The organism is Nocardia sp. NPDC057663 (assembly GCF_042799895.1).
Taxonomy (GTDB): Bacteria; Actinomycetota; Actinomycetes; order Mycobacteriales; family Mycobacteriaceae; genus Nocardia.
Genome location: NZ_JBHVHX010000035.1, coordinates 1 through 17189, shown reverse-complemented (window position 1 = coordinate 17189; position 17189 = coordinate 1). Strand labels below are relative to the sequence as shown.

The window sequence follows — 17189 nt, the reverse complement described above, 5'->3', positions numbered from 1 at the left end:
TTCAGCGTGCCGCTGTGTCGTCGGTGTGGAGGACGCGGGCGAGGCGGTGGGGGTCGACGTCGAGGAGTTTGCGGTCCCAGTGGGCCAGGTCGGCGGCGGCGGAGTAGGTGGTGTCGAGGAAGTTCAGGAGGGTGGCGTCGGGGTCGGGGGATTGGCGGACGACGTCGTAGGGGAGGACGAATTCGCCCAGGGTGGCGTCCCATTCGGCGCCGTCGGGGCCTGCGGGCCGGCTGGCGTAGCCGTGGGGGGCGGGGTAGGCGTAGGCGTAGAAGGTGCCTTCGGTGCCGCCTGCCCAGAAGCCGGCGCTGGCGCATTCGCGGGAGTAGGCCTCTTCCATGACCCAGTCGGCGCAGTTGGGGGCGCCGCCGGGGTGCAACGGGGCGGTGCGGCCGGAGAAGCGGGTGCAGGCCAGGTCGAGGGAACCCCAGAAGACCTGCACCGGACTGGATTTCCCGGCGAAACCGGCGCGCCAGAGCTGGAACACCCGCTGGATCTGGACGAGCTGCTGCCAGAACAGGGTGACGGCGTCGCCGTCGTAGGAGTAGTGGGTGGTGTCCTCGGCGAACGGGATCGCGGGGTCGACTTCGTTCGGCGAGGCCTCGATATCGACCACGGCGTCGAGCCGGCCGAGCACATGACCCAGCTCGGCATAGAAATCGGCGACCGTGCGCGGACGCAGGGCGATGATGGCGTGCCTGCCGTCACTGGTGCGCAACACGAGTTCGTGGTCGAGGAAATCGAATTCGATGTCGAGCAGCCGGCCCTCGACGGGGATCGCACCGGTCGACAGCCCGCGCGCGCTGACCGCGAAGGTGACATTCCACCAGTGGTTGATCAGTGGCGTGCCCGCCAGCTTCAGTTTGCCGATGATCTGGGTCCACATATGCAGGGTGTCGCGGGTGTCGGTCCAGGAATCGACCCGCAGGGTCGGCCACACGGCCTTGGCGGGAGTCAGCTGCGCCATCGGAATCCTCGCTCTCTCGGTGTGCGAGCGGCGCGGGTCCGCCCGTTTCACTGACAGCCAGGAACCTGGCTGACTGGTCAACCGTCCGACACGTTCTGCGATGCCTCATCGTACGTCGGCACAGGTGGGGCGCGCAGGACATGCGCACACCTGCCCTACAGTTGCCTGAGACTCCGAGTCCCATATAAAGTGAGGCCCGGGCCACCCGAAGGAGACATCACCGATGCTGTCAACCACGCTGAAGAACACCGCCACCGATCCCGAGTACCACGAGATCCTGCGCAGCCTGTCCGAAGGTTCGGTGAACCGGCACTTCGATCCGTATGTCGACATCGACTGGGATTCACCGGAATTCGCCGTGCATGCCGACGATCCGCGCTGGATCATGCCCGACGAGGACCCGCTGGGCCGCCACCCCTGGTACAAGGCGCAGCCGGTCGAGAAGCAGATCGCCATGGGCATGTGGCGACAGGCCGGGATCGCCAAGGTCGGCCTGGATTTCGAGCAGCTGCTGATCCGCGGGTTGATGCAATATCTGGTCTCGGTGCCCAACGGTGATCCGGAGTTCCGCTACGTCACCCATGAGGCTGCCGAAGAGTGCAACCACACGATGATGTTCCAGGAGATGATCAACCGGATCGGCTACCGCGATGTGATCGGCATGGGCTCGATCGACCGTAAGCTGACGATGGCCATCTGGCCCGCGGTGAAATACTTCCCCGAGCTGTTCTTCACGATGATCCTCGGCGGCGAGGAGCCGATCGATCACCTGCAGAAGTCGCTGCTGCGCGCCGGCGTCGACCTGCATCCGATGGTGCAGCGCGTGATGCAGATTCACGTGGCCGAGGAAGCCCGGCACATCTCCTTCGCCCACGAATACCTGCGGCGCAATGTGCCCGGCATGAATCCGATCATGAAATCGGTGCTGTCCGTGGCCTTCCCGATCGCCATGCGGGTGATGCTCGACATGATCATGACCCCGCCCAAGGAGTTCGTGGACAAGTTCGGCATCCCCGCCGAGGTCATGCGCGAGGCCTACTGGAGCGGGGAGGAATCACAGACCACGATGCGCAACATCTTCGGCGACGTCCGCGCCCTGGCCACCAACAGCGGTCTGATGAACCCGGTGTCGAAGCTCACCTGGCGCCTGCTCGGCATCGACGGCCCGGTCACCCGGTACCGCAGCGAGCCGGCCCGCAAGGCGGCCTGAGGTCAGCAGCGACGGCCAGTGGAGCAACCGGAAGCCGGACTGTACACAGCCATGTACAGTGAGATATGGCCGATTATGAAACTGTGCCGTTGACCGAGTTGCGAGGCCAGCTCGGCAATGTTCTCGACGGGGTGTCCGCCAGCGGACGGCCGGTGATCGTGACGCGGGAGGGGAAGGAATTGGTCGCGGTGGTACCTGCTGAGGTGTTGCGCCACGGGGCATTGCCCCCCGCGTACTTCAACGACGATCTGCGCGAGCAGATCCTGGGCGGACTCGACGACCGGATCAAGCGGCATTCCGCGGACGAGATCGCCGACGCGGAAGCGAAACTGGACAAATTGATGAGCGCGCTGGACGGCACGGGCGCGAGCCGCCAGTGAGCGTCGCCGACCACACCGCATTGACCTCGCTCGCCCTCTCTCCCCTGTTCGGGCAGGTGATCATGCGGCAGTTCACCCAGCAGCGCCGGATCATGGTGGTGCCGACGGTGAGCTTGATGGCGGCGATGCGCGCCGTCGACAACATCGACGAACTCGGGCGCCTGCTCGACAATCGCGTCGCCGTGCGCTGGGCCGAACTGGACGCGGCGACCGCGATCCGTATCGGCACCACCGTGCCGATGGCCGACGACCACACCGAGTGGCCGCTCGTCGCGCCCGTCGTCTTCACCGCCCAGCACCTCGATATGCCGGTGCTCACCGCCAAGCCGGAGCTGTATCGCGGCTACAAGGTGCAGATCGCCCCGATGCCGTAAGGCCGGGCCGTGATCGAGCGCGCAGGCGGATTCGGTTACGGTGCACGGGCGGCCGACGGCCGCAGAGCGAACGATTCACCCAGGGAAAGCTGTACCAGGAACACTCGAGGAGAGCTGGTTATGCATCATCTGAGTTTCATGCGTCGCTTCACCACCGTGGTGGCCGCCACGTCCGCCGCCGCCGCCATCGTCTTCGCGGCCCCCGCCGGCGCGGAACCGGCCCCGCCGACCACCGTCGACGTGGCCGCGGCCGTCGCGCAGTTGCGCACCACCGTGGCGGACAACCCGGGCGCGCTCGCCGCCCTGGACAAGCTCGTCGACAAGGGCACGATCGACGTGGCATTGCCCGCGCAGCCGTTCCAGATCCCCGCGACCTCCGATATCGGCCAGAACGGCGGCGGCGCAGGCGTCTACGGTTCGGGCATCGCGCTGGACATCAGCGGCTGGCGGCTCGGCTTCTTCGGCGGACCGGGCACCATCTCGCCCAATCAGACCGGCGCCAAGCTCGAGGTCATGTGGCTGAACCTGACCACCGGGCAGAGCGGCACCGCGCTCCTGGCCGAGCACCAGGACGTGCCGGTCGACACCACGATCCGCACCGCTTCGCTGAACACCGGTGGCGGCCTGGTCGTCGCGGCGGTGTTCGGCAATCTGTGGCACCGCTGGTCCGTGCCGGTCGACGCGGCGCACCCGGACGGGTACGCCTACAAGCTCGGCACCATCCAGCAGCCGTCTTTCGGCGCTGTCACGCGATAGTCTCCCGCTCGCTCACGCACCCCGGAACCACGGTTCCGGGGTGCGTCGGCATTTCGGGCCGCAAGCTTGCGGCACAACAGGTTCGCCGGTGGCGTAGGTTTGCCGCGTGGATCTGGTCGACCGACTCGAAGAACTGGAACGGCGGGTTGCCGCCCTGGAGCAGCCCGGAGGTGGTGGCGACACGCAGCTGCCGTGGGCCGTCGCGCGGCTGCGGAAAGAATTCGACGACGCCGGGGTGCGCAACGGTGGCGTGCTGCTGGCCGGGGCGCTGCAACTGCCGACCGGCGAACGGCTGGACTGGCAGGCACAATTCGCCACCGACGCCATCGTCGGCGATGTCTGGACCATCGAGGCCGCCAATTGTCTTGCCGTCCTGGCAAATCCGGTGCGGCTGCGGTTGCTGCGCGAGATCGTCTACGGCCGCCGCACCGCCGCCGATCTCGCCGCCATCGAGGAACTGGGCACCTCGGCCGAGATCTACCAGCACCTGCGGCAGCTGGCCGCGGTCGGCTGGCTGCAGACCGCGGGGCTCGGGCGTTTCGAGGTGCCCGAGGGCAGGCTCGTCCCGTTGCTCGCCGCGTTGGCGAGCGCCCAGCGCTGATCCGGGAAATGTCTCAATTGCCCGTTTAGATTACTGTGATGCAGGGCACATCGACTGCTACCGTGTGCATCCAGAGACCGATGCTGTGGAGGTAGCCGAGTGAACGTGAGCCATCTGCTCGAAACTGTGAAGGCGCTCGGGGTGCTGCGGTCACGCGGCGTCACCGACCCGACGAAGCCGGTCGAGACCCTGCGGACGATGAAGGAATCCAAGATCTACGGCCCGCAGGCCACCCTCGTCCGCCACTCCGCCCGGGTCGCGCCCGATCAGGTCGCGCTGGCCGACGAGCGCGGCGAGCTGACCTACCGGGAACTCGACGAGCAGTCGACGGCGATCGCCCGCGGCCTGCACGACGCGGGCATCAGCCAGGGCATGGTGATCGCCGTGCTGGCGCGCGACCACCGCGGCCTCATCATGTCGATGATCGCCGCGGGCAAGCTGGGCGCGCGCATCGCGCTGATGAACACCGGCTTCGCCAAACCGCAGTTCGCCGAGGTGTGCGAGCGCGAGCAGGTCCGGGCCGTGCTGCACGACAGCGAGTTCATCGGCCTGCTCGACGCCCTACCCCCCGAGTTGCCGCGCTTCCTCACCTGGGTCGACGAGGGCGCCGAACTGCCCGCGGGCGCGACAACCTTCGACGATCTCATCGCGGGCAACTCGACCGAGCCGCTGCCCGCGCCGAGCAAGCCGGGCGGCTTCATCATCCTCACCAGCGGTACGACCGGCCTGCCCAAGGGCGCGCCGCGCACCAAGGTGACGCCGATGGCGACCGCGCAGTTCGTCGACCGGGTGCCCTTCCCCAAGCGCGGCACCATGATGATCGTCTCGCCGATCTTCCACAGCACGGGTCTCGGCACCTGGCTGGTCGGCACCATCCTGGCGAACAAGATCGTCATGCGCCGCCGCTTCGACGCCGAGGCCACCCTGGCCGCGATCGCCGAGCACAAGGTCGAGATGCTGGTCGCGGTGCCGACGATGCTGCACCGGCTGACCGAACTGCCCGCCGAGGTCCGCGCCAAGTACGACACCTCCTCGCTGAAGGTGATCCTCTTCGCCGGATCGGCGCTCTCGCCCGAGCTGTGCATTCGCGCCACCGAGGCGTTCGGGCCGGTCCTCTACAACCTCTACGGGTCGACCGAGGTGGCCATCGCGACCATCGCGAACCCGGCCGAGCTGGCCGAGGCGCCGGGCACCTGCGGCCGCTCGCCGATCACCTGCGAGGTCCGCCTCTACGACGAGAACGACCAGCGGGTCACGACGCCGGAGACCGCGGGCCGGATCTTCGTGCGCAGCGGCGCGCCGTTCGAGGGCTACACCGACGGCCGGAACAAGCAGATCATCGACGGCTTCATGTCCAGCGGCGACCTCGGGCACTTCACCGCCTCCGGCCTGCTCATGGTCGACGGCCGCGACGACGACATGATCATCTCCGGCGGCGAGAACGTCTTCCCGCAGGAGGTGGAGAACCTGCTGGTGGAGCGGCCGGACGTGTTCGACGTCGCGGTCGTCGGCGTCGACGACGTGGAATTCGGCAAGCGGCTGCGCGCCTTCGTGGTTCTCGAAGAGGGACACAGCACCGACGCCGCTGCGATCCAGGCGCACGTCAAGGAGAACCTCGCCCGCTACAAAGTGCCGCGTGAGGTGGTCTTCGTCGACGAACTCCCCCGCAACGCGACCGGCAAGATCTTGCGGCGAGTCCTCATCGATTATGAGGTGTCACAGTGAGGTCGGAGGCCTGAGAGACAGAGCACAGCCGGCCCGGGATGCTTGCTACTGTTAGCACCAGCACTGGATCTCGATGACGCGGTCCGCCCCCACGGGTGTTCGTCGTGGGATCGGTCTGCCGGAAGGCTGTTCGATGTCTCTGTCTCTGCCCGCGCTCGGTGGAACCGCTCGGCGCGCCGGTGATTTCGCGCTCGGCGTCAAAGTGATGATGGATCGCAAGCTGTTCAATCCGCTGCGCCTCGATCACGCCGCCCGCTCGTTCTTCAATGTCTCCAAGTTCGGCCCGTTCGCCGGCGTGGTCATGCACGCCGCGCAGACGCGGCCGGACGCGGGCGCCATCGTCGACGAGCGCGGCGAGCTCACCTTCGGGACGCTCGACGAGCAGTCCAATGCCCTGGCCCGTGGTTTGCGGGCGAGCGGGATCAACGAGGGCGATGTGGTCGCCGTGCTGGCCCGCGATCATCGCGGCATGGTGTTGAGCCTGCTCGCCGCGGGCAAGCTCGGCGTGCGCGCGGTGCTGATGAACACCGGTTTCGCCAAGCCGCAGTTCGCCGACGTGGCCGCGCGCGAGAAGGTCAAGGCGGTGCTGCACGACAGCGAGTTCGTCGACCTGATGAGCGCCATTCCCGCGGACATCCCGCGCATCCTCACCTGGGTCGACGAGGCCGACGGTGTGGACGCGTCGATCCCGACCGTCGAGTCGCTCTCGGCCGGTCGTTCGGTCACGCCGCTGACCCCGCCGAGCAAGCCGGGCGGCATGGTGATCCTGACCAGCGGCACCACCGGAACGCCCAAGGGCGCCCCGCGTGACAAGGTGAGCCCGTTCGCCTCCGCGCAGTTCGTCGACCGGGTGCCGCTGCCCAACAACGGCACCATGATCATGGCCGCGCCGATCTTCCACGGCACCGGTCTGTCGCAGTTCACCCTGGGTCTCGCGCTGGGCAACCGGGTGATCTTCCAGCAGCGCCGGTTCGATCCGGAGCGCACGCTCGCCAATATCGCGCAGTACCGGGCGGATTCGCTGGTCGTCGTCCCGACGATGCTGCAGCGCATCCTCGATCTGGACGAGCAGGTCCTGGCGAAGTACGACCCGAAGACCATCAAGGTCATCTTCGCGGCCGGCTCGGCCATCGCGCCCGACGTGGTGACCCGCACCCTGGACTACTTCGGTGACAGCCTCTACAACCTCTACGGCTCCACCGAGTGCGCCGTGATGACGGTGGCGACCCCGGCGGATCTGCGCAAGGCGCCGACCACCGCGGGCAAGGCGCCGGTCGGCATCCGGATCGTGCTGCTCGACGAGAACCGCAAGCCGATCACCGCGCCGAATGTCACCGGAACCATCTTCGTGGACAACGGTTTCGCGTTCAGCGGCTACACCGACGGCCGGACCAAGGAGATGGTCGACGGCATGATGTCCAGCGGTGACGTCGGCCATTTCGACGCCGACGGGCTGCTCTACATCGACGGCCGCGACGACGACATGATCGTCTCCGGCGGCGAGAACGTCTTCCCGCTCGAGGTGGAGAACCTCATCGCGGGCAGGCCGGACGTGTTCGAGGCGGCGGTGGTCGGCGTCGACGACCGCGACTACGGCAAGCGGCTGCGGGCGATCGTCGTGCCCGGCCCGGAGTCGGCGCGCGATGCCAAGGAGATCAAGGAGTACGTCCGCGAGAACCTGGCCCGCTACAAGGTGCCGCGCGAGGTGATCTTCGTCGACGAACTGCCCCGCAACGCGACCGGCAAGTTGCTGCGCAAGCCGCTGATCGAGATGGATTTCGACGAGGCGTGAGCCTGCCTGTGCCGGTACGGACAGGCGGCCGAGACCGGTCGTCTAAAATCAGCCGGTGATCATCGAGTTCGAGCAGGCGCCTGCGCCGTCGCGTGCCGTCGGCGCGCGGCTGCGCGGCGCCTGCGCGGGCTCGATGTCGGGGGCGCTCTCGCTGGCCGCCCACGGGCTGGCCTCCGGCGGCGCGCTGCCGGGCAGCACCACCGTCGTGCTGCTGGCCGCGGTCTCGGCCGTGGTGGGCGCGGTGGTCGCGGGCATCGGCCCGGTGCGCCGCGGCGCGGCCGGACTGGCCGCTGTGCTGCTGGGTGGTCAGCTGCTCGGCCACACGACCATGAGCTGGTCCGGGCATGCCCACCACGGTGACGACTCGCTCGGGCTCGGGATGCTCACCGCCCACCTCGTCGCGGCGATCCTGGCCGCTGTCGTCATCCTCGGTGTCGAGGCCGCCTACCGGATCGGCGGCGCGGTGCTGGCGCGGATCCTGCCGCTGCGCTACCGCTCCCCCCGTATCCCCGACCCGGCGCCGCTGCGTCTGGTCCACCGTGACCGCGTCATCCTGCGGATCTTCGCCGCGCAATCGCTGCGCACCCGCGGTCCGCCGCTCGCGATTCCTTTCTGAACCTTCCCTCACCCGGTGCACGGCCCTTCGCCGTGTGCTGTTCGCACGTCGGCGCGACCGCGACGGCTCGATCGGCAACCCCACGACGCGCACACTCCGCGCAGTCGCCGATCGGGATCGATAGCGCGCCGACGGCCCGACAGCGCGGCCTATCCATGGCGCGCCCCGAGTTCAGACGCCGGTTCACCCACCGCGCACTCCGCCGGACGCAGCACTTGCGACCCGTCACGGAAGCGCGGTCGGCGCCGCGTACCTGGACCGACCTGCGCGCACCGGGTTTCCAGTACTCCAGAAACGAATCACCATGAGCATCACGGACACCCGTCCGACCGAGGAACCCGCCTCGGCACCACCGGAATCCGGTGGACAGTCACGCTCCGGCGCCCGCCGGGGCCTGCGCCTCTATCCGCTGGCCATGCGCCTGCACTTCTACGCGGGGATCTTCGTCGCCCCCTTCATCCTGATCGCCGCGCTCACCGGCGCGCTGTACGCGATCGCACCCACGATCGAGGGGTTCGTCTCCCGCGACCTGCTGCAGGTCGACACCACCGGCCCCGATCAGGCGCTGTCGGCGCAGGTCGGCGCGGCGGTCGCCGCCAAACCCGACCTGACCCTCGTCGCCGTGGCCCCCGCGCCGAGCGACGGCGAGACCACCCGGGTGCTGTTCAACGACCCCACCCTCGGTGACTCCGAGCGGCTCTCGGTGTTCGTCGACCCGCACACCGCGCAGCCGGTCGGCGAGGCCGTCGTCTACGGCAGCGGTGGCGCGCTGCCGCTGCGGACCTGGATCAGCGAGTTCCATCGCAGCCTGCACCTGGGCGAGACCGGCAGGCTCTACAGCGAGCTGGCCGCGTCCTGGTTGTGGGTGATCGCCCTGTTCGGCCTCGTGTTGTGGGTGCACCGGGTGCGCAAGCGCCGGGCGAAGCGGTCGGCGCAATGGCTGCTCGCGCCGGATCTGTCCGAGCCCAAGCGGCGCAAGCTGAACTGGCACGGCGCCATCGGCTTCTGGATCCTGCCGGTGGTGCTGTTGCTGTCGGCGACCGGCATCACCTGGTCGACCTATGCCGGTGAGAACGTCACCAAGCTGCGCGAAGAGATGAGCTGGACGACCCCCAAGGTCGACGTGAAGCTGCCCGGCGCGACCGGTCCCGCGCAGTCCGCGGGCGGCGACCACCACAGCGCGGGTCACACCGCGCCCGCGCCGGTCGACGCGGGCGCCCGGATCGCCCAGCTGGATTCCGTCTGGGATATCGCCCGCGCGAACGGCATCACCCAGGCCGCCGAGATCGCGATCCCGGCGAAGCCGGAGAGTGCGTTCGGCGTCAAGGAGCTGCGCGCGCCCGGCACCTACACCGTCGACGCGGTCGCGATCGATGGCGTCACCGGCGCGGTCACCGACCAGCTCGCCTTCGCCGACTGGCCGCTGATGGCCAAGCTGACCAACTGGGGCATCGCCTTCCACATGGGTCTGCTGTTCGGTCTGCCGAACCAGTTGCTGCTGCTCGCGGTGGCATTCGGTCTCGGCGCGATGATCGTGCTCGGCTACCTGATGTGGTGGCAGCGGCGACCGACCAGGAAGTCGAGCCGGTTCGCGGTCGGCGCGGCACCGCGCCGTGGCGTGCTGCGCAAGACCTCGCTGTGGATCACCGTGCCGCTGCTCGCGGCCGCCGTGGTGATCGGCTGGTTCGTCCCGCTGGTCGGGCTGAGCCTGCTCGGCTTCCTGATCGTCGACGTCGCGCTCGGCCTCGCCGCGCGCGCCCAGCCGACGGCCTGACACCCACACGGCGGAGCGAATGCGCTTCGCCGACAACCACTTTCCCTCGCGGGTGCCGTCGCGATGACACGCGCCCGCAGACGCTCCATTCGATGAAGGAATCACCGAAAACCATGAAGACCACCAAGATCGCCCTCGCCACCGCCGCCCTGCTGACCGCGGGCACCGTCGCCGCCACCACCGTGCACGCGGCGCCGGGCACCGAGCAGGCGCCGATCAACTTCACCGCCGAAGCGATCGACGGCGCATCGCTCATCAGCACCGACGCGGGTTCGCTGGTCGCCGAGGACGGTGCGTTCAAGGTCAAGGCCGCCGACGGCACCACCGTCGCCGCCACCCCCCTGCACTTCCGGCTCGACGACTTCGAGTTCCCGATCGCGGCCGAGATCACCGGCCGCACCGCCACCCTCACCCCGCAGCTCGACCCGGCGAAGGCCGTGTACAAGCCGGTGGCGCTGCCGTTCGAGAACTCCGCACCGTGGAAGACGGAGTACGACCGCGAGAAGGACGCCTGGAGCCGGATGACCGCGACGATCAGCCTCGGCGCCTCCGTCGGCGCCTTGGTCGGCGGCCTCGGCGGGGCGGCCGTCGGCTGCGTGCTGGGTGGCATCCTGTCCGGCACCGTCATCATGGCGACGATCGTCGGGCTGTTCGGTCCGTTCCTGCCCGCCGCGGCGGTCGGGTGCATCGCGGGTGCGCTCGTCGCGGGTCCGGTCGGCGCGCTGGCGGGGCAGATCTTCATCACCGCGCCGGTCGCGGTGGGTGCGGCCATCCAGTACTTCACCACGATCACCGCGCCCTTCACCCCGCCCGCCAAGTAGCCGATCCGGCGGCGCGATCGCCGCACTCCTCGCGCGCCGGGTGCGGAACCGGACAGAATCGAATGTGAACCTGTATTCGATCGCGGCGAGAGGATGCTCGGCACATGGTGGTCTCCCGTCGGCAACTCCTGCGCTACGGCGCGACCGGTTCGGTCGCGGCCCTGGTCGGGGTGTCGGCGGTGAGCAGCGCCAGGTTCCCGGCACCACGACGGCTCGGCGAGCTGTTCTCCCTCGGCGTCGCCTCCGGGGAGCCGACGCCGGACGGCGTGGTGCTGTGGACGCGTCTGGCGCCCGATCCGCTCGCCCCGGACGGCTACGGCGGGATGCCGTTCGCCGCGGTGACCGTCGACTACGAGGTCGCCGAGGACGAACGGTTCACCAAGGTGGTGGCCACGGGCTCGGCGGTGGCGACCCGCGCGCTCGGCCACAGCGTGCACCCCGAGGTCGCCGGGCTGGCGCCGGACCGGTGGTACTACTACCGGTTCCGGGCCGGTTCGGCGATCTCCCCCACCGGGCGCACCCGCACCGCGCCCGCGGCGGGCAGCCCGACCAGCCGGATGCGGTTCGCCTTCGCTTCCTGCCAATCGTGGAGTTCGGGCTACTACACCGCCTACGAGCACCTGAGCGCCGAAGACCTCGACCTGGTCGTGCATCTGGGCGACTACATCTACGAGACCTCCTGGGTGCTCGCACGGCGCGGTGCGGACATGCCACCGCAGCTCGAGGGCGAGGCGGTGAATCTGGCCGGCTACCGGCTGCGCTACGCCCAGGCCAAGGCCGAGGCGCCGCTGCAGGCGGCCCACGCGGCGTTTCCCTGGCTGGTCACCCTCGACGACCACGAACTCGACAACAATTGGGCGGGCACGCATCCGGGACTCGGCCTCGATGTGTACCGGCTTGCGCCCCTTTTCCGGCGCCGCAAAGCGGCTGCCTTCCAGGCGATGTACGAGCACCAGCCGATGCGCCTCGCCCAGCTGCCGGTCGGGCCTGCTATGCACCTGCACCGCCGCTACCGTTTCGGCGACCTGGCCGAGTTCACCATGATCGACACCAGGCAGTACCGCTCCGCGCAGGCCTGTGGCGACGGGACCGCGGTCACCGGCTGTGCCGACCGCTTCGCCACCGACCGCACGATCCTCGGTGCGGCCCAGCGTGATTGGCTCGTGGATGGCTTGACCACCTCACCCGCGCGCTGGCAGGTGCTCGGCAATCAGGTCGCGATGGCGCAGTCCGACTACGACCCGGGACCGGAGCTGCTGCTCGGCACCGACGCCTGGGACGGCTATGTCGCCGACCGCAATACGGTGCTCGGCGCGGCGGCCGCACGCGCGGCGGGCAATCTCGTCGTGATCACCGGCGACCGCCACGAGAACTACGTCGCCGATCTGCGCGGGGACTACGCCAACCCCGAATCACCCGTCGTGGCCACCGAATTCACCGGCACATCGATCACCACCGGCGGCGACGGCGCCGAACTCAGCGACGCCGGGCGGGCACTGCTGGCGGCCAACCCGGACCTGAAGTTCTACAACCGGCAGCGCGGCTATGTGCGGGTCGACCTGGACCATCAGCTGTGGCGCACCGACTTCCGGGTGGTGCCGTTCGTCACCCGGCCGGGGGCGCCGATCACCACGCGCGCGAGTTTCGTCGTGCAGGATGGTGTTCCGGGAGCCAGTCCGGCGTGAGGATGTCACCGATCCGGGGCGTGTTCCGCCAGGTCGGCACCGACGCCCGAGCCGGACCGACGCGGCGCTCACGGTACGGAGACGGGACGCAGGCAGCTCTGCAGCGGAGAGACGATGGAGCAGAGCGCGGGTTTGCGCGTCGGGCGATAGTCCGCCGGGACTCCGTTCGATGCGGTGATGCCCCGCACCGCGGCCACCGCGTCGGTGGGGCGGCGAGTCAGGCCGGGGTCCGATGTCACGTCCACGGTGTAGAGGCCGAAACGCGGTGCGTAGCTTCCCCATTCGTAGTTGTCGGTGAGGCTCCAGTAGTTGTAGCCGATGACGTCGATGCCATCGAGCTCTGCGCGCTGGATCCAGTACACGGTGTCACGCAGATGATCCGCGCGGGTGTAGCCGTCGTGCCGCGCCGCGCCGTTCTCCGTCGGCAGCCCGTTCTCCACCACGTAGATCGGCAGGTCCGGGAACTTCTCGGCGTACGTGCGCAGGTTGTAGTAGATACCCTCGGGCTCGATCGCGTTCTTCCACAGCTCGTCGCCCAGCAGCGCGGTAGTCGGCGGATGCTGCAGCGAGACCCCGTAATAGAAGTCGATCCCGAGGTAGTCGAGCTTGCCCCGGACCCGGTCGGCGAACAGCAGATCCGTCAGATTCTGCACGATCGGATACTGCGCCACATTGCTGGTCACCTTCGCCCCCGGCTGACGCTGGTGGATGTAGTCGTAGATCCCCTCGTGTGCCCGCACCAGCCGATCGAACATCGGCACGGCGTCGAGCGGCCCGATGTCACCGATCTTGATCGACTGGGCCACATACCCCATCGGTTCGTTGATGGTCACCCACAGCGGATCGAATGCCGCGTACCGATCGACCACCCGACGCATATTGGCCAGCCAGTCCGACACCATGCCCTGGTTCGTCCAGCCGCCCTTGTCCGCCACCCAGCCCGGGATGACCCAGTGGTCGAGGGTGAGCATCGGGCGCATCCCCGCCGCCCGGATCTTCTGGAGAACCGCGTCGTAGAACCGGAAGTCGTTGTCGTCCCACACCCCCGCCCGCGGCTGCACCCTCGCCCACTCGATACTGAGCCGGAAGACCCGCACCCCCAGCCCGGCCGCCAAATCGATGTCCTCGGCATACTGGGAGTAGAAATCGGCCGAATTGCCGTACCGGTCACGAGCCTTCCCCGAGTTGGCGTACCTGCTCCAGTTGCTGTCCGGCGCATGGCCTTCGGACTGGAACCCCGACATGGAGACACCCCACAGGAAGTCGGCGCCGAGTGCGGGCACACTCGTCGGCGCGGCCGCCGCGCTGCCCGTGCCCGACCCGCTGGTGCCGGGCGCCGCGGCCACCACGCCGGTCCCGCTGGACACGATGGCGATCGCCGTCAGAATCGTGCACAAGATGCGCGTGCGTCTCATATCGGCAGGATCTCCCCAGATGTTCGAGCGGCTGTGATGTCAGCAGCCCGGACTTTACTGGTCACCTGTCCAATGTGTGCGGGATTCAGAGAGACAGACGGTTACCGGTCCGGGGTGAAGTCCGCCGAGGTCGGCATCAGCGAACTTCTGTTCAGTCCAGTCGGCGCGCCCCGGCGGCCGGTTCGACGGTGAAGATCCGGGGTGACGCGAAACCCGTTGCCGCGAAGCGTTGTTCGATCCGCATGGCGACGCGGTCGGTGCCCGCGCGGTCGACCAGGGCCAGCACACTGCCGCCGAAACCGCCGCCGACCATCCGCGCGCCGTGGGCGCCCGCGTCCATGGCCGCGACGACCGCGAGATCCAGGGCGGGCGCCGACACCTCGAAGTCGGCGCGCAACGACCGGTGCGACGCGGTGAGCAGCGCGCCGACCGCGCGCGGGTCGGCGCCGGCCCGCAACTGGTCGACGACCGCGAGCACCCGGGCGTTCTCGGTGACCACGTGAGTCGCCCGCCGCCGCAGCAGCGGGTCGGCGAGGCGGGCCAGGTCGGCCTCGGTCGCGTCACGCAGGGCGCGCACTCCCAGCTCGGCGGCGGCCGCCTCGCACTGTGCCCTGCGCTCGGCGTATCCACCGTCGGCCAGGTCGTGCGGATGGCCGGTGTCGGCGACGACCAACGCGAGGTCCGACGCTGCCAGGTCGAACGGGATCTGCTCCGCGGCACCGGGTTCGGGACCGCCGGGTACGGTGAACGCGCGCACGTCGAGGAACAGCGCGTGGCCTGCGGTGCACAGGATCGAGGCCGACTGGTCGAGCACACCGGTCGGGACGCCGGCGAATCCGTTCTCCGCGGCGTGGGCGATCTCGACGAGCATGCGATCGGTGAGGCCCGGTGCGAACAGATCGCGCAGCGCCACCGTCACCGCGCAGCACAGCGCCGCCGAGGACGACAGCCCCGCACCGATCGGCACCGCGCCGTCGACCTCGAGGCGCACCCCCGCGATCGGATGCCCGCCACGCACGAACTCGTGCACGACACCGAGCGGATAGCGCGCCCACCCCGGCACTCGATCACGGTGCGCCACCAGGTCATCGACGGCGACGACGACCACCTCGCCGGGACGCTGGGCCGAGATGAGCCGCACCTGCCCGTCGTCGGCGGGCTCGGCCGCGCAGACGACACCGAGCGACAAGGCGATGGGGAGCACGAACCCGTCGTTGTAGTCGGTGTGCTCGCCGATGATGTTGACCCGGCCCGGCGCGATCCACCTGTCCACTCGCGTTCCTTTCCGCTGCTCGCCCGCTCCGCGATCCCAGCACACACTCCCCGCTCACCGGTGCGGAACATCGGGTGCCGAATCGATACCCGGCAATGCCGCCAAGGGCGCGACAGCCGACCACCGAACGTGTCATGATCGACTGAGTTGTAAAGGTTTTGAGCGTCTCTCACGTTCGATCGGCGCTCGTCGCGTGCGCAGCAAGGATCGAGGGGGGCCGATGACCATCTGCGAGACACGCCAGGGGAGCCTGCGCTGGTGCGCGGTCCTGGCCTGCGCGGCGGGGGCCGCGCTGATCGCGCCACTGTTCGGAGCGCGGTCGCTGTCGTTTCTGCTGCTCGTCGTCATCGTCGCGGGCAGTCTGGCGATGATCGGAGTCGGACTGTACAGCCACCGGCCCGACCACCGGCTGCCCTGGTATCTGCTGGCCGCCTCGGTTCCGCTGTTCGCCGCGGGCACCGCGATACGGGAACTCGGCGTGCACTCGTCCTGGCATCCGGTCGACGATCTGTGCACCGTGGCCGCCTATCTGTGCCTGGGCCTGGCCGCGGTGGGCTGGCTGCAACCGCGGCGGCTGGTCGGTACCCGCGATCTGTGGCTCGACTCGACCCTGATCGGGCTCAGCGCCCTGCTGGCGTCGTGGACGTTCCTGATCTCACCGATCCTGCGCAACTCCACCGGTTTCGACACCGTGCTGGCCGCGAGCTATCCGGTGATCGATGCGCTGTTGCTGACCGCGCTCGCGCATTCGCTGGCCACCGTGGTCCGCACCGAGACCTCGCTGCGGCTGTTACAGGCTGCGCTGATCGCGGTGCTCGTCGGTGGTCTGCTCGAAAGTCTCACGGCCGCGGGCACCGTCATCGTCGGCAGCGAATTGGCGCTGGTGCCGCAGCAGTGGGCGTACCTGCTGGCCGGGCTGGCCGCGCTGCATCCGACCATGGGCGTGACGCACGCGGCCGACGACGTGCTCCCGCACCGCTCCCGCAGGCGCGCCGGGGTGATCGCGGTGGCCCTGGTCGCCGCCTCGCTGGTCAGCGTCGTCGGGGCCGACCTCGGCGCCGGCGACCGCGTGGTGATCTGCCTGCTGCTCACGCTGCTGCTGGTCGGGGTGCTGGTGCGCAGCGAACGCGCCATCGCCCGCAGCCTGCGCAGTGAACGGCGCGCGCAGTATCAGGCCGACCACGATCTGCTCACCGGCCTGTTCAATCGGGCGGCGCTGCTGCGCGCACCACACCGGCACCGCCGGGAATGGGCCGGAAAACCGTTGTGCCTGTTGTTCATCGACCTCGACGGGTTCAAGATGGTCAACGACAGTTACGGGCACGCCGTCGGCGACGAGCTGATCGCCGAGGCCGCCGCCCGCATCCGCCGCGCCACCCGGCGCAGCGATGTCACCGCCCGCTACGGCGGCGACGAGTTCGTCGTCCTCGCCGCCCGATCCCGCGCCGAAGCCGCCGTCCTCGCCCAACAGCTGCTCGGCGCGTTCATCCGCCCGTTCGACCTGAGCTGCGGCGAGATCCCCATCACCGCCAGCATCGGCGTCGCCTGCCTGACCACCCGCCCGACCGAGTCCACGGTCTACGACCTGATCCGCGAAGCCGATGCCGCGATGTACCACGCCAAGGAATACCGGCTAGGGCTCGCCTTCCACGACGGACTGCGCAAGACACCAGCCCACCACGCGGTACTCCACGCGGGAAAACGAAGCAGCACAGCCGTGTAAGTGGCGACGGGCCTCCCCACCCAGCCCCGCACGCCCCGACCTCGAGGAGGGGCAGGCCGCGAAGCGGCCGTCGCGGCCGT

General features: G+C 69.1%; 15 protein-coding genes. 12 read left to right on the top strand and 3 right to left on the bottom strand.

Translation table 11 applies throughout. The features are described 5' to 3' along the window. Window position 1: 1 nt before the first annotated feature. Window positions 2-964, bottom strand: a complete 963-nt coding sequence (locus tag ACFVAV_RS34425; protein WP_379039845.1) for a DUF5996 family protein — start codon at window positions 962-964, stop codon at window positions 2-4. Between the two features lie 223 nt (window positions 965-1187). Between ACFVAV_RS34425 and ACFVAV_RS34420 the strand changes: the two genes are divergently transcribed. The 11 genes from ACFVAV_RS34420 to ACFVAV_RS34370 all read left to right on the top strand — a co-directional run bounded on the left by ACFVAV_RS34420 (window position 1188) and on the right by ACFVAV_RS34370 (window position 12698). After that, window positions 1188-2174 carry a diiron oxygenase gene (locus tag ACFVAV_RS34420; protein WP_379039844.1) on the top strand — a complete coding sequence of 329 codons (987 nt, stop codon included), beginning with the start codon at window positions 1188-1190 and terminating at the stop codon, window positions 2172-2174. Window positions 2175-2257: 83 nt separating this feature from the next. Then, on the top strand, window positions 2258-2554 hold the full coding sequence (locus tag ACFVAV_RS34415) for a type II toxin-antitoxin system prevent-host-death family antitoxin (RefSeq protein ID WP_379039842.1): 297 nt from the start codon (window positions 2258-2260) through the stop codon (window positions 2552-2554). Continuing rightward, the gene (locus ACFVAV_RS34410; RefSeq protein WP_189026894.1) at window positions 2551-2928 is read left to right on the top strand and encodes a hypothetical protein; all 378 of its coding nucleotides are present in this window, start codon (window positions 2551-2553) and stop codon (window positions 2926-2928) included. Before ACFVAV_RS34415 ends, ACFVAV_RS34410 begins: the two co-directional genes overlap by 4 nt. Window positions 2929-3048: 120 nt before the next feature. Continuing rightward, on the top strand, window positions 3049-3684 hold the full coding sequence (locus tag ACFVAV_RS34405; protein ID WP_379039839.1) for a hypothetical protein: 636 nt from the start codon (window positions 3049-3051) through the stop codon (window positions 3682-3684). 106 nt (window positions 3685-3790) lie between these two features. Continuing rightward, entirely contained in the window at window positions 3791-4285 is a 495-nt protein-coding gene (locus tag ACFVAV_RS34400; RefSeq protein ID WP_379039838.1) for an ArsR/SmtB family transcription factor, read from the top strand. A 99-nt stretch (window positions 4286-4384) separates the two neighbouring features. Further along, complete coding sequence (locus tag ACFVAV_RS34395; RefSeq protein WP_379039836.1) at window positions 4385-6010, top strand: acyl-CoA synthetase; 1626 nt, start codon at window positions 4385-4387, stop codon at window positions 6008-6010. A 133-nt stretch (window positions 6011-6143) separates the two neighbouring features. Beyond that, on the top strand, window positions 6144-7802 hold the full coding sequence (locus tag ACFVAV_RS34390; protein ID WP_379039835.1) for an acyl-CoA synthetase: 1659 nt from the start codon (window positions 6144-6146) through the stop codon (window positions 7800-7802). A gap of 55 nt (window positions 7803-7857) precedes the next feature. Further along, window positions 7858-8418: a hypothetical protein gene (locus ACFVAV_RS34385; protein ID WP_379039834.1), complete on the top strand. Its 561-nt coding sequence runs from the start codon at window positions 7858-7860 to the stop codon at window positions 8416-8418. A gap of 304 nt (window positions 8419-8722) precedes the next feature. After that, window positions 8723-10192 (top strand): PepSY-associated TM helix domain-containing protein, encoded by a 1470-nt coding sequence (locus tag ACFVAV_RS34380; protein ID WP_379039833.1) that lies wholly within the window; start codon window positions 8723-8725, stop codon window positions 10190-10192. Window positions 10193-10305: 113 nt separating this feature from the next. Further along, window positions 10306-11013: a hypothetical protein gene (locus ACFVAV_RS34375; RefSeq protein ID WP_379039865.1), complete on the top strand. Its 708-nt coding sequence runs from the start codon at window positions 10306-10308 to the stop codon at window positions 11011-11013. 104 nt (window positions 11014-11117) lie between these two features. Then, complete coding sequence (locus ACFVAV_RS34370; RefSeq protein ID WP_379039832.1) at window positions 11118-12698, top strand: alkaline phosphatase D family protein; 1581 nt, start codon at window positions 11118-11120, stop codon at window positions 12696-12698. Window positions 12699-12766: 68 nt separating this feature from the next. Here ACFVAV_RS34370 and ACFVAV_RS34365 read toward each other — a convergent pair whose 3' ends face one another. Together ACFVAV_RS34365 and galK are read right to left on the bottom strand one after the other, a co-directional pair. Then, a complete protein-coding gene (locus ACFVAV_RS34365; protein ID WP_379039831.1) occupies window positions 12767-14113 on the bottom strand; it encodes a family 1 glycosylhydrolase in 1347 nt (448 codons plus the stop codon). Window positions 14114-14264: 151 nt separating this feature from the next. Then, window positions 14265-15386: a galactokinase gene (galK, locus tag ACFVAV_RS34360; protein ID WP_379039830.1), complete on the bottom strand. Its 1122-nt coding sequence runs from the start codon at window positions 15384-15386 to the stop codon at window positions 14265-14267. Between the two features lie 220 nt (window positions 15387-15606). Here galK and ACFVAV_RS34355 point away from each other — a divergent pair, with 220 nt between their 5' ends. Further along, entirely contained in the window at window positions 15607-17109 is a 1503-nt protein-coding gene (locus ACFVAV_RS34355; protein WP_379039829.1) for a diguanylate cyclase, read from the top strand. Window positions 17110-17189: the final 80 nt, after the last annotated feature.

Excerpts from the sequence above, each read along its gene's own strand:
- ACFVAV_RS34425 (WP_379039845.1), bottom strand. The coding sequence starts at position 964 with ATGGCGCAGCTGACTCCCGCCAAGGCCGTGTGGCCGACCCTGCGGGTC.
- ACFVAV_RS34420 (WP_379039844.1), top strand. The coding sequence starts at position 1,188 with ATGCTGTCAACCACGCTGAAGAACACCGCCACCGATCCCGAGTACCAC.
- ACFVAV_RS34405 (WP_379039839.1), top strand. The coding sequence starts at position 3,049 with ATGCATCATCTGAGTTTCATGCGTCGCTTCACCACCGTGGTGGCCGCC.
- ACFVAV_RS34390 (WP_379039835.1), top strand. The coding sequence starts at position 6,144 with ATGTCTCTGTCTCTGCCCGCGCTCGGTGGAACCGCTCGGCGCGCCGGT.
- ACFVAV_RS34380 (WP_379039833.1), top strand. The coding sequence starts at position 8,723 with ATGAGCATCACGGACACCCGTCCGACCGAGGAACCCGCCTCGGCACCA.
- ACFVAV_RS34375 (WP_379039865.1), top strand. The coding sequence starts at position 10,306 with ATGAAGACCACCAAGATCGCCCTCGCCACCGCCGCCCTGCTGACCGCG.
- ACFVAV_RS34370 (WP_379039832.1), top strand. The coding sequence starts at position 11,118 with ATGGTGGTCTCCCGTCGGCAACTCCTGCGCTACGGCGCGACCGGTTCG.
- ACFVAV_RS34365 (WP_379039831.1), bottom strand. The coding sequence starts at position 14,113 with ATGAGACGCACGCGCATCTTGTGCACGATTCTGACGGCGATCGCCATC.
- ACFVAV_RS34355 (WP_379039829.1), top strand. The coding sequence starts at position 15,607 with ATGACCATCTGCGAGACACGCCAGGGGAGCCTGCGCTGGTGCGCGGTC.